12 protein-coding genes are annotated in these 14,034 nt (G+C 60.7%); 9 read left to right on the plus strand and 3 right to left on the minus strand.

Going from position 1 to position 14,034, the window contains the following annotated elements:
* The first annotated feature begins 1 nt into the window (after window position 1).
* Window positions 2-1,246 (plus strand): glycosyltransferase family 4 protein, encoded by a 1,245-nt coding sequence (locus P9254_RS26400; protein ID WP_278054599.1) that lies wholly within the window; start codon window positions 2-4, stop codon window positions 1,244-1,246.
* Window positions 1,243-2,400 (plus strand): glycosyltransferase family protein, encoded by a 1,158-nt coding sequence (locus P9254_RS26405; protein WP_095823334.1) that lies wholly within the window; start codon window positions 1,243-1,245, stop codon window positions 2,398-2,400. The genes P9254_RS26400 and P9254_RS26405 overlap by 4 nt, the downstream gene beginning before the upstream one ends.
* Window positions 2,401-2,477: 77 nt before the next feature.
* Here P9254_RS26405 and P9254_RS26410 read toward each other — a convergent pair whose 3' ends face one another.
* Window positions 2,478-3,152: a class I SAM-dependent methyltransferase gene (locus tag P9254_RS26410; protein ID WP_442920343.1), complete on the minus strand. Its 675-nt coding sequence runs from the start codon at window positions 3,150-3,152 to the stop codon at window positions 2,478-2,480.
* A gap of 80 nt (window positions 3,153-3,232) precedes the next feature.
* Here P9254_RS26410 and P9254_RS26415 point away from each other — a divergent pair, with 80 nt between their 5' ends.
* The 4 genes from P9254_RS26415 (at window position 3,233) to P9254_RS26430 (ending at window position 7,747) form a co-directional block, all read left to right on the plus strand.
* On the plus strand, window positions 3,233-3,586 hold the full coding sequence (locus P9254_RS26415) for a hypothetical protein (RefSeq protein ID WP_095800379.1): 354 nt from the start codon (window positions 3,233-3,235) through the stop codon (window positions 3,584-3,586).
* Between the two features lie 15 nt (window positions 3,587-3,601).
* Entirely contained in the window at window positions 3,602-6,316 is a 2,715-nt protein-coding gene (locus P9254_RS26420; protein WP_095781213.1) for an ABC transporter transmembrane domain-containing protein, read from the plus strand.
* Between the two features lie 102 nt (window positions 6,317-6,418).
* On the plus strand, window positions 6,419-6,865 hold the full coding sequence (locus P9254_RS26425) for a cyclic nucleotide-binding domain-containing protein (protein ID WP_067326300.1): 447 nt from the start codon (window positions 6,419-6,421) through the stop codon (window positions 6,863-6,865).
* Between the two features lie 36 nt (window positions 6,866-6,901).
* Window positions 6,902-7,747: an MBL fold metallo-hydrolase gene (locus P9254_RS26430; protein ID WP_067326303.1), complete on the plus strand. Its 846-nt coding sequence runs from the start codon at window positions 6,902-6,904 to the stop codon at window positions 7,745-7,747.
* Window positions 7,748-7,797: 50 nt separating this feature from the next.
* Here P9254_RS26430 and P9254_RS26435 read toward each other — a convergent pair whose 3' ends face one another.
* Both P9254_RS26435 and P9254_RS26440 read right to left on the minus strand, forming a co-directional pair.
* On the minus strand, window positions 7,798-8,574 hold the full coding sequence (locus P9254_RS26435) for a polysaccharide deacetylase family protein (RefSeq protein WP_095800378.1): 777 nt from the start codon (window positions 8,572-8,574) through the stop codon (window positions 7,798-7,800).
* Window positions 8,571-9,659 (minus strand): glycosyltransferase family 4 protein, encoded by a 1,089-nt coding sequence (locus tag P9254_RS26440; RefSeq protein ID WP_095800377.1) that lies wholly within the window; start codon window positions 9,657-9,659, stop codon window positions 8,571-8,573. Before P9254_RS26440 ends, P9254_RS26435 begins: the two co-directional genes overlap by 4 nt.
* A 75-nt stretch (window positions 9,660-9,734) precedes the next feature.
* On the opposite strand from P9254_RS26440, the gene P9254_RS26445 reads away from it, so the two are divergent.
* From P9254_RS26445 to P9254_RS26455, 3 genes are all read left to right on the plus strand, one after another.
* A complete protein-coding gene (locus P9254_RS26445) occupies window positions 9,735-10,913 on the plus strand; it encodes a DUF3095 domain-containing protein (RefSeq protein ID WP_206519893.1) in 1,179 nt (392 codons plus the stop codon).
* A 108-nt stretch (window positions 10,914-11,021) separates the two neighbouring features.
* The gene (locus P9254_RS26450; RefSeq protein ID WP_067326315.1) at window positions 11,022-12,365 is read left to right on the plus strand and encodes a nucleotide sugar dehydrogenase; all 1,344 of its coding nucleotides are present in this window, start codon (window positions 11,022-11,024) and stop codon (window positions 12,363-12,365) included.
* A 267-nt stretch (window positions 12,366-12,632) separates the two neighbouring features.
* Window positions 12,633-13,973 carry an adenylate/guanylate cyclase domain-containing protein gene (locus P9254_RS26455; RefSeq protein WP_067326319.1) on the plus strand — a complete coding sequence of 447 codons (1,341 nt, stop codon included), beginning with the start codon at window positions 12,633-12,635 and terminating at the stop codon, window positions 13,971-13,973.
* Window positions 13,974-14,034: the final 61 nt, after the last annotated feature.

Raw genomic sequence — 14,034 nt, forward strand, 5'->3', positions numbered from 1 at the left:
GTTGCAACATCGCAAGATCGTCGTGGTTCTGAAGGGTTATCCGCGGCTGTCGGAAACCTTCATCGCGCAGGAACTGCTCGGGTTGGAGCGAGCGGGGTTCGACCTGATACTCGTTGCGCTGAGGCGGCCAACCGACGCAAAACGCCATCCGGTGCATAACGAGATCAAAGCGCCCGTCCATTATCTGCCGGAATACCTGCATGAAGAACCGCTGCGCGTGGTTCGCTCGCTGTTTGCTTGTCTGCTGCGGCCAGGCTTCTGGCGCGCGTTCGGATCGCTGGCTGCCGATATCCCCCGCGACTTTACGCGCAATCGCGTGCGCCGCTTCGGGCAAGCGCTCGTGTTGGCGGCCGAATGGCCGGAAGATGCGGGCTGGCTGCATGCGCATTTCGCGCACACACCGGCATCGGTGACACGCTATGCCAGCCAGCTTCGCGGTCTGCCGTGGAGCTGCTCGGCCCATGCCAAGGACATCTGGACTTCGGCTGACTGGGATCTGGCTGGCAAGCTTTCCTCGGCCCGCTGGACGGTCACCTGCACGAAAACCGGCTTCGACCGTCTGAAAAAACTCGCAAACGGCAACTCGTCTTTGCATCTGAGCTATCATGGGCTCGACCTTGATCGCTTCGGCAGCTTCCGCGGGGCGCGCAAACCGCATGACGGCTCGGCACCGGACGAACCGGTTATCGTTCTGAGTGTCGGGCGCGCCGTTGAAAAGAAAGGTTACGATACCTTGCTGGAGGCGCTTGCCCTCCTGCCTGGTGATTTGGCGTGGCGTTTCGAGCATATCGGCGGTGGCGACGAACTGGAACGGCTCAAGGCGCTGGCGCAAAAGCTCGGCCTGGATGGTCGCGTCTCTTGGAGAGGCGCGCTTGCTCAGGAGGAGGTGCTTGAGCACTACCGCCGCGCCGACATCTTCGCCCTGGCCTGCAGGATCACCGCAAATGGCGACCGGGACGGTCTGCCGAACGTTCTGGTTGAGGCGGCCAGCCAGCGGCTCGCCTGCGTGTCGACCGATATTTCCGGCGTGCCGGAGCTTTTATCTCCGGATGAAACCGGGCTGCTGGTCCCGACAGAAAATCCAATTGCCCTGGCACAGGCGCTGGAGCGCCTTATCCGTGATCCCGTGCTGCGCGCCCGCCTCGGTGACGCTGCAGAGTGGCGCGTGCGCGCCAATTTCGATCATATGACAAGCATTGGGCAGCTCAAGGAACTCTTCGAGCGGGAGTGGCGGACCGCCGAATGAAGCGACTGCGCGCCTTCTTCTATGTCCAGCACCTCCTCGGTATCGGCCATCTTGCGCGCGCCAGCCGCATTGCGGCGGCTCTGGTCGATGACGGGTTTGACGTAACCGTGGTGACGGGCGGCGCGCCGATCGCGGGGTTTCCAGGATCGGGCGTCAAATCTGTATCTCTGCCACCCGTCACCTCCGGCGATGAGGGATTTTCCGGACTTGTCGACCTGCAGGGCAAACCCATCGACGATGCTTTCAGGAGATGGCGTTCGGAGATGCTGTTGCAGGCCTATCGGGATTGCGGGCCCGATATCGTCATTGTCGAGGCGTTTCCATTTGGACGCCGGCAGATGCGTTTCGAACTCCTGCCGCTGATCGAGGCCATCGACGCGACATCACCCAGACCGCTGCTGGCGACGTCCGTCCGTGATATCCTTCAGGAGCGCGTCAAGCCGGGCCGAAACGAGGAAACGGTCGATCTCATCAACAGGCATTTCGACCTTGTCATGGTCCACGGCGATCCGGCTTTCGCGACCATCGACAAGACCTTTCCACTGGTCGGGGCGATCAGGGCCAAGGTCGCCTACACTGGGCTCGTTGCCGCGCCGCCACCGCCCGCGGTCTCCGAGCGCTTCGATGTTCTGGTGTCGGTTGGCGGCGGGGCTGCCGGAAAGAGCCTCGTTAGTGCCACTGTTGCAGCGGCGCGGAATGCCAACAGCGCTTGGAAATGGTGTTTGATCACCGGTCCCAACCTGCCGAAAGGCGATTTCGACGCGATCGCACGCGATGCCACGCCGGGCCTGTCCGTCTTCCGGTTCCGCGAGGATTTCGCCAGCCTGCTGACCGGCGCCCGCCTCTCGGTCTCGCAGGCGGGTTACAACACGGTTTGCGACGTGCTTCGCGCGGGTTGTCGCTCCCTACTCGTTCCATTTGCAGCGGGCGCGGAAACCGAACAGACGGTTCGCGCCCTGATGCTCGAAGAACTCGGTCTTGCAACGGTGCTGACGGAAAAGGACCTAACGCCTGAAGGTTTGGCGCGAGCGATCGAACAGGCGCTTGCTGGACCGAGGCCGTCCGCGCATCGTCTCGATCTGGAAGGCGCGCGTCGCTCGGCCCAAATCCTGCGCGAGCGACATCGAACATGGTCCCTGAAAACGGAACTCTAGCTAACGCGCGTCGCCCCGGTGAGATTCGCGCGACGTCGTTATTCGACAGCCGTCACGCTTCTTTAGAGCGAAATGCGTTAAACAGTTCCAATCAGCATGAAACGCGTATAATTTTTGGTCGGCAGTTCGCCCGCGAACCGCACCTCCCGTAGGGGCGCCATTGCTTCGAAGGCTGCCAGTGAAGCCACGCAGTTGACGTGCGTCGGCTCGCTGAAATAATCGTTGGATTGCAGCAATACATTCGTGCCCCGCGGAAGCAGGGCAAGCCAGGCGCGCAGATCGACTATGTGTTCGCAGCTCGTATTGACCACCAGGTCGGGCTGCGCGGCCACATAGTCAACGGCGTACATATCTGCCGTCAGCGCGCGGAACCGGTCAACGGCATCCCGGTTGAGGGTCCGGGCGACCGGCGCGACTTCAGGATCGATGTCGATGCTATCAATCGCTCCGATGTCGAAGCGAGCATCGTTGAAAAGCATTGCCGGCAATACGCCGTACCATCCACCCAGAACCCATATGCGCCCGAACCGGCCGCCGCAGCTATCGAACAGCTTGTCGAGTGCCCACATCTTGCAGGCGACCTGCTTGTGGTTGAAGGCGTTGGCGATATCGGCCTGCGGATGCCTGGCGATGACGCGCGCCAGCCCTGCCACGAGAGGGTGGTTGACATAGGCGGCAATTCCCCGCGTGAGGTCCAAGGCCTGTTCGTGCCCGTCCATGCCCGCATTGCGTGGTTGCGTGACATCCATCATACTCGTCTTGTAGGTTGGGATTTCGGGCGACACAACGCAATCTTGCCCCGGCAAGGCTGGTTGGTTCGCGGACGTTGATCATGCTGCACGCCGCTTCGCCATTGCCCCGTGCCGGAGAGGGGCTGTCGCATCAGTCCGGACCATCGGCGTTCATGCGCCAGCATCAGCAGCGCAGCTGTGGCGGCCGTTCGCCAAAACGCCACGGCAGCCGTCAATCGTTTGGCCAGCTGCTTTCTTCGCTAATCAACAATGCCCGTGTTGCGGTCATCGACCATGCGCCTGAACTGGATCGCGCCGCCTCGCAGCGTCCTTTCATCGTTGAGCGCAGGACAATCACGGTGCACTGTGGCTCGAAGCATGTCGTTGGCGACGAAGAAATTGCCGATGCGCCATTAGCCAGCAGGTGCTTCTATGTCCTGCAGCCTTGCAATTGAACGGTCCACGGTCGGATGGAACCCAGTTTAGCCCGCTATATCTGGACGCACACCAAGAAGCAGCAGGTCTGGATATTGATGATCGTCGTGCTTTCGATGATCCCGTATTTCATATCCTTCGATCTGCCGAAGCTGATCGTCAACGGCCCCATCCAAGGTAAGGGTTTCGGAGAACCCGGTGCGACCCAGCCGTTCATGAGGCTGCACTATGACCTGCCATTCATTGGTGAGGTGCAGTTCTTCTCCGGCTTTCAGCTCGACCGCACGGAGACGCTGTTTGCGCTGAGTATTGTTTTCCTTTTGCTAGTCATCATCAACGGCCTGTTCAAACTCTACATCAACACATACAAAGGCCGACTTGGCGAGCGCATGCTGCGGCGTATCCGTTTCGATCTGATCGATCGCGTGCTGCGGTTTCCGCCGATTTACTTCAAACGCGTGAAATCCGCCGAAGTGGCGACCATGGTGAAGGACGAGGTGGAGCCGCTGGGGGGCTTCATCGGCGATGCCTTCCTGCAGCCGGTGCTGCTCGGCGGTCAGGCGCTGACGGCCATGCTGTTCATCATGGTGCAAAACTTCTGGCTCGGAACGATTGCGGTCGTGATCGTGGTGATCCAGATCGTCCTCATCCCGCGCATGCGGCGGCGGCTGATCGTGCTCGGGCGCGAACGGCAGTTGACGGCGCGCGCGCTCTCGGGCCGGGTCGGCGAAATCGTCGACGGCATCGGCGCGGTTCACGTCCACGACACATCAAACTACGAGCGCGCCGACATAGCTGCCCGGCTCGGCCTCATTTTCAAGATCCGCTTCGATCTTTACCAATGGAAATTCATGGTGAAGTTCCTCAACAATTTCCTGGCGCAGCTCACGCCCTTTCTGTTCTACATGATCGGTGGCTACCTGGTCATCCGGGGGCGGCTGGACGTCGGCCAGCTGGTGGCCGTGATCAGCGCCTACAAGGACCTGCCCGGACCGATGAAGGAACTGATCGACTGGGATCAGGCTCGCCAGGATGTCCAGGTCAAATACCAGCAGGTCGTTGAGCAATTCACCGTCGAGGGTCTCATTGCGCCAAGAATTGGGGCGTTGACGATCGATGCTCCCGGTCCGATGACCAACCCGCTGTCGGCGATCAATCTGTCCATAGCGGACGATGGCGGTGGAATGCTCCTCGACCGGATCTCGCTCCAGGTCAAGCCGGGTGAGACGGTGGCGCTGGTCAGCACCGCAACAGGTGGAGCGGAGGCGCTTGCGGAAGCCTTCGCGCGGCTGAACTGGCCGGACAGCGGAAAGATCGCTTCGGGCGCCGACGACCTGCTTGAACTTCCCGAAGCGGTGACCGGCCGGCGCATGTCCTACGCCTCGTCGGATGTTTTCCTGTTCCATGCAAGCCTCCGCGATAACCTGCTCTACGGGTTGAAGCATGCGCCGCTGACATCAGTGCCTTATGAGGGTGCTGCGGCAGACCAGCAGCGCTGGAACATTCACGAGGCGCGGCGGTCGGGCAATTCGGACCTCGATATCCGGAGCGACTGGATCGACTATGCTTCCGCCGGCGCCACCGGCCCGCACGACCTTTTTGAGGCGGTGCGCCGGGTGCTCGACGCGGTTCTTCTGTCGCGCGACATTCTGGATCTTGGCTTGCGCTCCTCGGCTGACCTGACGCGTCACACGGAACTCGCCAGGCGCATCGTCGAACTGCGTGCGGCGCTTCGAACCCGGCTGGAACAGGAAGGGCTGAGCGGACTGGTGGTTCCTTTCGAACCAGGCGCCTACAACAAGGAAGCATCGATCGGCCAAAACCTGCTCTTCGGCGCCGCCGCCGGCCCCGAACTGGCCGACAAGGCGCTAGCGGCCAATCCCTATTTTGCGTCTGTGCTGAGGCAAGCCGGCCTCGACCGCACGCTTTTCGAGATGGGCATGGAGATCGCCGAACAGGCGATCGAGCTGTTTGCCGACCTGCCGCCCGATCACCAGTTCTTCCAGCAGCTCGCCTTCATGGGCGCCGAAGAGATACCCGCCTACGAAACCTTGTTGCAACGGCTCAAGAACCGGCCCTATGAGGCAGTTTCGGAGAACGATCGCGCCATGATCGTTACACTGAGCTTTGCCTATATCGAGCCCCGGCACCGCTTCGGTCTGCTGAGCGAGGATCTGATGAGCAAGATCGTCGCTGCACGCAACCGGTTCTATGAAACCCTGCCGTCCGAGCTGCAAAATGCGATCGAACGCTATGATCCTGCCAAATACATTGCCGCGGCCAGCGTCATGGATAATGTCCTGTTCGGGCGTGTGGGCAACAACCATCCCGACGCGCCGGATCGCATCCGCTCCATCGTCTATGACATTCTCGACGAATTGGGGCTTTATGCCGAACTTCTGGATGTTGGCCTGGACTTCAACGTCGGCGCCGGCGGCAGGCGGCTGACCGCTGGCCAGCGGCAGAAGCTCGATGTTGCCCGGGCCCTGCTCAAGCGTCCCGATTTTCTCATTCTCAACCGGCCGCTGTCGGCGCTCGACCAGCGTGCGCAGGACAAGGTGCTGCGAAACGTGCTCGACGAAGCCAGGTGCGACGGCCATTCGCCGGCAATTGTGTGGGTTGTGACGAATCCGGCAATGGGGATGATGTTCGATCGCGTTATCGTCTTCGACTCGGGTAAATTGGTGGAAGACGGAACGCTCGAGACACTTTTGGCAGGGAAGGGTATCTTCAAGGAACTGCTGTCTTAGACCAACGGGCATTGAGATGGGATCGTTCTGTCGGTGGGAATTGGCTGCAAGGCCACGGGATACGGCGCCTGGCAAACGCGAATTTTGAGAAGGTTTGCGACAATGCTGCTCAAGGATGAAGTTGGAATGCTGCAACGCGTTCCCTTGTTCTCCGGCATCGAACCGACAAAGCTCAAGCTGCTTGCGTTCACATCCGATCGTGTGAGCTACAGCGCCGGCCAGATCCTTTTCCGGCAGGGCGACGAGGGAGATGCCGCCTATGTCATCCTCTCAGGCAGCGCGGATGTTCTGGTCGATTCCGACAGCGGGCCGATAAAAGTTGCCGAACTGGCGCCGAATTCGATCGTTGGCGAGATCGCCATCTTGTGCAACAGCTCCCGCACTGCCACCGTCAGAGCGGCAAGTCCGCTGGAAGCCTTGAAAATCAGCAAGGATCATTTCCTGAGGCTTATGAAGGAGTTCCCGGAGATGACCATCGAGATATTGCGGGTTCTTGCCGATCGTCTAAGCCATACGACCGCGGACCTGATCGACGCACGAAACGCCTAGCAGCAGTTGTTTGGCCACGACGGGCGAAGGAGCAGCATGGATTTCCTGGTCAGGTTTTGGGGCGTGCGCGGCAGCATTTCGGTATCGGGACCAGAATTCTCTCGCTATGGCGGCAACACGAGCTGCATTGAGATGCGATGCGGCAAGCATATGCTTCTGTTCGACGCCGGCTCTGGCCTAGGGCTTGCCGGCAGAGCGTTTCGGGCCTCGGGCGTGACCGATTTCGAGCTGTTTTTCACCCATTGCCATTACGATCACATCATCGGGCTGCCGGCTTTCAAACCGATCTATGACCGGAGCGTCAAGGTCAGGCTTTGGTCCGGCCATCTTGCGGGACGCATGACGACCCGTCAGATGGTCGATGAATTCATGCGGCCGCCGTGGTTTCCGGCCAAGCTCGACATCTGCAAGGCAAGCATCGACTGCCGCGATTTCGTATCCGGAGACGTTCTAAGGCCGCGCGAAGGAGTGGTCGTCCGGACCGGCAGTCTCAACCATCCGGGAGGCTGCATAGGTTACCGCGTCGAATGGGGCGGCCGCGTCGTGGCCGTGATCACAGACACTGAGCACGAGCCGGGTAAGCTCGATCAGGCGGTGCTCGACCTGATCGAAGACGCCGACCTCGTCATCTACGATTGCACCTACACCGAGGACGAAATGGAAGACCGCCGTGGCAACGGGCACTCGACATGGCAGCAGGGCGTCAAACTCTGTGAGGCAGCCGGTGCCCGAGGGCTTGGGCTGTTCCACCACGATCCGACACGCACCGACGACCAATTGGACGAGATCGAGAAACTGGCCAAAGCCAGGTTTGCCGGCGCTTTTGCCGCGCGGGACGGCCAGACGCTCAAATTTCCAGTCTCATTGCACAAAAAGCGCTGAGCTATTTTGCTCTATCTTATTGTTTTGACGCAATTCCGGAGGAAAATCGCTCACACTTTTCCTGGAATTGCTCTACCGCCGCTACGCCCGATCAATGTCCGGATCGGAAGCCATGCGCAGGCTTCAGTCTGTGCGGCGACTGTGAACAGCCGTTCGAGAAAAAGCCAGGCCGATTCATCGTGGACGAGATGATGGGTGAGCAGGCCGACCGGTTCGCCACCGTCGAAGGCATGCTGCAATTGCGCAATGATGGCCTGAACCAATGGCCCATGATCGCGACAGCCGCGCGTGCCATGCCAATCGATGATGTCGACATTGCTGTTGATGACCGGCACTGAGGCCGGCTTCGGCGGCCCAAAGACCGACAATGCCGCAAATCCTACCGATCCAAGCTCCGATACCAAGCCGGGGTCGATTCTATTCCAGGGTGGCACCAGCATCGGAACGGCACGCGCGCCGTGCAACCCGGTTAGGCGCGACAGCCCGCGGGCCAGATCATCGAGCACCGCCTGGCGTGGCCGATGCGCGCCGAGTTCCTGCTTTTTCTGGTCCTGCGGCGCATAATTGCGGTGCGCCCAGCCATGGATGGCGACGGAGGCATGCGGCGCCTCGTCAAGCCGGACGACAAGCCTCTCGTCGGTCAGCGCCGGAATGACGGCCAGAGTGAGCGGAACCTCGAATGCACGGGTGAGGTCCAGCAGCCGATCAAGCGCAGCCGTCGGATCCACAGCGTCGTCGTCGCGCAACCAGAACTCCGCCTTGCGGTCCGCCCGTCGCCAGCACGCCAGTTCTTCCACCAAGGGCTGCCAGATCTGATCGAATGTCATGCAACCGCGATCTTCGCAAGAAGTTCGGAAAGACGCGCCGCTGCAGTACCGAGAGAGCGTTCTTCGAGGATGAAACGTCTGGCGTTGCCGGCCATGGCGGTTCTTTCGTCGTCACGGACCAGAAGCCTTTCAATGGCAGACGTGAACGCTGCCACATCGCCCGGCGGGGTGAGAAATCCGGTCTGGCCATCCCGCACGACCTCCGGTACGCCGGCGATGTCCTGCGCCACCACCGGAAGCCCGGCGGCCTGTGCTTCAAGATAGGCAACGCCATAAGCTTCGCCGCAACCCGGCCAGACGTAAATCCCTCCACTGTAGAGGACATCCGGCACGGCGGCTGGCTCGATCGCGCCAAGCCATTCGATCCGGTCGGCGGGAAGGCCGGCGAATTGCCCTTTGACCTCGTCACGGGCAGGCCCGTCCCCGACGACCGACATGGTCCAGGGCAGGTGGCCGATCGGAGCGAGGGCTTGCGCGAGCATGCGATAGCTATCGACCTTGTCGCCCGGTCGCATCATGGCGACTGTAACGAGACGCGTCGGACAACCACGCGCCGGCAGTTCCCGGAATACCGATGTGTCGATGAAGGGCGAAAGCATGCCGAAAACGGCGTCTGGAAGAGCGTCTGTCAGTCCCCGACGATCCCTTTGCGTGAAGCAGATGTTCAGCGCCGCCTGTTCGACGGCTCGCGCCACCAAGGCTTGCATATCGGCCCAAAAACCGACGTTGCGCCGCTTCGAATAGGAGGCTTCCGCGGTCACATAGGGGATGGCAAAGGCCGACGCCAGCTCGGGCCCGATCAGGTCGGGCGCCTTGTAATAGAGATGATAGGAGAACCAGAGGTCGGGCTTGCCGTCACGCTGCCAAAGCTCTGTCAGCCGCGCGACTTCCTCTCGGGCTTCGACCTTGAGCGCATCGAAACTTTTCGACTCCGGTTCGCGTAGATAGAAGCGCAATTCGGATGCCAGATCGACGCGATGCCCTCCATGCTCAAGCGCCTTGATCAACATCCGTGCCATCTGACGGTCGCCAGAGGCAACGGCATGATTGGGCGACTTCAGCGGCGCGTAGAAGGCAATTCGCATCGCCGGAGCCTATCATTGGAAAGCCTGCGCAAGTCAATTTCGAAGCATGATCGAGTTTCACCTTCAAGCAGTGGAATGTGCTATTGCATGCTCATGGAAACAGCCGCAGCGTCCGACCCGTTCGTCGCTTCCTTGCCGGTGTTCGCGAAGTTCGAAAGCGTTGCCGACATCGACAACTATCGGCCGCTTCCCGATGGCTGGGCGCTGGCCACCGCCGACATCGTCGGCTCGACCAAGGCGATCGAGGCAGGGCGCTATAAAACCGTGAATATGGCCGGCGCCAGCGTCATTTCGGCGCTGCTCAATGCGCTGGGTCGGCAAGATCTTCCCTTTGTCTTCGGCGGCGACGGCGCGCTCGTGGCGTTTCCGAGTTCGGCGCTGGAGATCACGCGCAACGCCCTGGCGGCCGTACAGCGATGGGTGGCGGACGAGTTGGCCCTGACCTTGCGCGCCGCAATCGTGCCGATAGAGGATATAAGAGCGCAAGGCCTCGACGTTCGGGTAGCGAGGTTCCGGGCCTCCGAAGCGGTGTTCTATGCCATGTTTGCCGGCGGCGGCGGCAGTTGGGCGGAAGCCGAGATGAAAGCGGGGCGCTACCTGATCGATCCTGCGCCGGCCAACGCGCGGCCGGATCTGACCGGTCTCTCCTGCCGCTGGAGCCCGATCGAAGCCCGGCATGGCGAAATCGTCTCGATCATAGCCGTTCCGGGGGCCTCGCGCGATGTGAGCGGCTTTCAGGTTCTGGCTTCCGACATCATCGCCCTTGTCGGTCGACAGGAACGCGATGGCCATCCGGTGCCGGTGAACGGGCCGGCCTACGGTTTTTCGCCCGCCGGCCTCGATCTCGAGGCCCGGGCCGTCGCGCCAGCGGGAAGGCGGTGGTTGTCGAAGCTGTGGATAGTGTTCCTGTTGTCGCTTGCGGCTGTGACCGATCGATATGGCTGGACGATCGGGAGGTTCGATCCGAAGATCTACAAACGCGACGTGGCCAGCAATTCGGATTTCCGGAAGTTCGATGACGGCTTGAAGATGACCATCGACGTAGATGCGGATTTGTTGCAGCGGATCGAGCACCGGCTGCAGCAGGCCGAAGAGGCGGGCATTTGCACCTATGGCCTGCACCGCCAGCAATCGGCCTTGATGACGTGCCTCGTCGCCTCGCCGCTGCAGCGCGATCACGTTCATTTCATCGACGGCGCCGCCGGCGGTTATGCGATGGCTGCCGCAAGCCTGAAGGCGAAGGTGTCGGCCTGACGACGGCTTGCGGAGATCCATTTTCCGCAATATGCCTCGGGGTTGTTGGGCCCACATTAGCCTCGCCGTGGAAGCGGGCAGTCTGTCCATATTGAGGAAAACAGATTTTTGGACGCCTCACGATCGACATATGACAGTCTGCTGAACCGGATTTCGACGCGCACCGCGCAAGTCGGGGTGATCGGACTGGGTTATGTCGGATTGCCGCTGGCGGTCGCGGTAGCACGCGCCGGCTTCCCGGTTTTCGGCTTCGACATTGAAGCCCAGAAGGTCGAGAATCTGAACAGCGGGCAATCCTACATCGAGGCGGTGACGTCCACTGCCCTTGCCGTCGAGGTGGCGAGCGGACGGTTTCGCGCCACTGCGGATTTTACCGAACTGGCCGCCTGCGATGTCATCGTCATCTGCGTTCCGACGCCGCTGACGAAAAACCGCGAGCCAGACCTCTCCTTTGTCAGGAACACGGCAGGCACCATCGCGAAGCATCTGCGTCTCGGCCAGTTGGTCGTGCTGGAATCGACCACCTATCCCGGCACCACCGACGACGTGATCAAGCCCATCCTGGAACAAACCGGCTTGCAGTCGAAGATAGACTTCTTCCTTGGCTTCTCGCCCGAACGCGAGGATCCCGGCAACCGCAGCTTTGAAGTCGCGACGATCCCCAAGGTCGTGGCAGGCGACGGCATTGAAGCGGCGGCGCTCGTGAAGGATTTCTACCAGGGTGTGGTCAAGACCGTCGTTCCGGTTTCCACCACCGCGACCGCCGAGGCGGTCAAGCTGACGGAAAACATCTTTCGCTCGGTCAACATAGCCCTGGTCAACGAGTTGAAGGTCGTGCTCGGTGCGATGGGCATCGACATCTGGGAGGTGATCGAGGCGGCAAAGAGCAAGCCCTTCGGCTACATGCCGTTCTATCCTGGGCCCGGACTTGGCGGGCACTGCGTCCCCATCGATCCTTTCTACCTGACGTGGAAGGCGCGCGAATACGAACTGCCGACCCGCTTCATCGAACTGGCGGCAGAGATCAACACGGCTATGCCGCGTCATGTGGTCGATGAACTGGCCAGGGCGCTGGACCGGCGTTGCGGCAAGGCGCTCAGCCGCTCGCGCATTCTCATCATTGGGCTCGCCTATAAGAAGAATGTGCCGGACATCCGCGAGAGCCCTTCATTGCGGCTCATTGAACTCATCGAGGAATGGGGCGGCAAGGCCGAATTCCACGATCCGCACGTCAGAGAAATTCCGGCGACACGGGAGCATATGCCGATCAAGGGGCGTCGGTCTGTCGAATTGAGCGAGGGGACCTTGAAGGATTTCGATGCTGTCGTCGTTGCAACCGACCACGACGCGATCGACTATCAGGCGATCGCCGATCACGCCCTTCTGATCGTCGACACGCGCAATGTTTTCGGCCGCCTCGGGCTAGCCCGAGAGACGGTGGTAAAGGCCTGATGGCGGTCTGAGCCGGCGAATTCTTTGCTCGATGTCAGGATCGTGGTTGCACTCGGCCGGCAGCGTCGACACATAATGCCGCGAGTAAATAGATACAGTTAGCCTGTCGCTCGCCCGCACGGACAGCCAGTTGCGAAGTTCTTCGCCGGCTTTTCCTGCCAAAGCTGGCTTCATTGACTTCGGGGATCTCTTCTTGGGGTCGTTGGCGGACTGTGTTGTGGGCGGATCAAAGGACAATGCCTCGTCTTCGAGGAGTTTCGAGATAGCATGAGCACAACGCAAGCAGAAATTTCCACCATTCTCATGGATAAGGTAGCCGATTGGCTGAACCAATCGGTACTTGCCGGCAACGACCTGGAAACATTGGTAAAAGGCTTTTGCGAACGGCTGGCTGCTGCCGGCCTGCCGTTGAAGCGGGTGCATTTGAGCTTTTCGATGCTTCATCCGCTTTATGATGCGCTTGGCTTCACCTGGGTTCGCGGCCGAGGCTTAGAAATCGAAAGCTTCCGCAATGAGCCCGGCGCGCCGTCCGACAGGTTCCTGACCAGCCCATACTATCATCTGCTCAGCAACAAGCTCGACCACCTGCGACGCCGGCTCGACCCGTCGCTGCCATCGGAGTTTCCTGTTTTCGATGATCTCAGGCTTATAGGCGTCACCGACTATTTGGCTTTCGTGCATTCCTTCAACGGCAACGCCAGTCAGGGCATGATGGGGTCCTGGTCCACCGACAGTGCCGCAGGATTCAGCGACAGCATGATTTCGGCGCTGCTGCGCATCCAGAACCATCTCGCTATGGCAACCAAGATGGCGGTTCTCACCAAGCTCGCCGACAACATGATGACCACTTATCTCGGCGGCGACGCCGGCAGGCGCGTGCTTGACGGTCAGATCAAGCGCGGCGAGGGCGATACAATCCGGGCCGCGCTGGTCATGGGCGACATGCGCGGGTCGTCAAGGCTTGCCGAAACCTCCGGCCGTGAAATCTATATCGATACGCTGAACCAGTTTTTCGACGCCGTTGCTGCACCTTTCAATCGCAAAGGGGGGCAGATCATGAGTTTCATCGGGGATGGTTTCATCGCCGTTTACCCTTGCGAAAGGCATCGCTCGCAGTCCGAGATCGCCTGCCAGGCTGCTCTTGCGGCAGCGCGCAGCGCCACAGCGCGCGTGACGGATCTCAATCTGCGCAGAAAGGAAAAGGGGCTAACCGACATAAAATTTGGTATCGGCCTACATGTCGGCAATGTGATGTTCGGCAATGTCGGGCTTACCGACCGGCTCACATTCTCCGTCTTCGGCTCGGCTGTAAACGAGGTCCAGCGCCTCCAGGTACTGACCAAGAAATATCCGCACAGCATTCTCGCCAGCAAGGAATTCGCCAGCTATTGCGGCGCCAGCAACTGGCTGACGCTCGGCAGCGAGGAACTGGCTGGCATCAAGCAGAAGCTGACGGTGCTCTCACCCGATCTGTCGGGTGCTCTCGCAGTCGATGAAGACGGTGCGCTGGAGCCGGTTTATGACCGAAGATCGGACGCCGAGCAGGTCATGTTGCTTCACCGCGATGCCGCGCGGCTGTCGGCGGGCGACCCGAGCAAGCTCCAGTAACCGCCACGACCTGATCCGAAGGGCCCCAGATAGACAGTCCGCTCGCCGGTTCCGCCGCTGG

Origin of the sequence: Mesorhizobium sp. WSM4983, from assembly GCF_029625765.1 — a bacterium.
Lineage (GTDB): Bacteria > Pseudomonadota > Alphaproteobacteria > Rhizobiales > Rhizobiaceae > Mesorhizobium.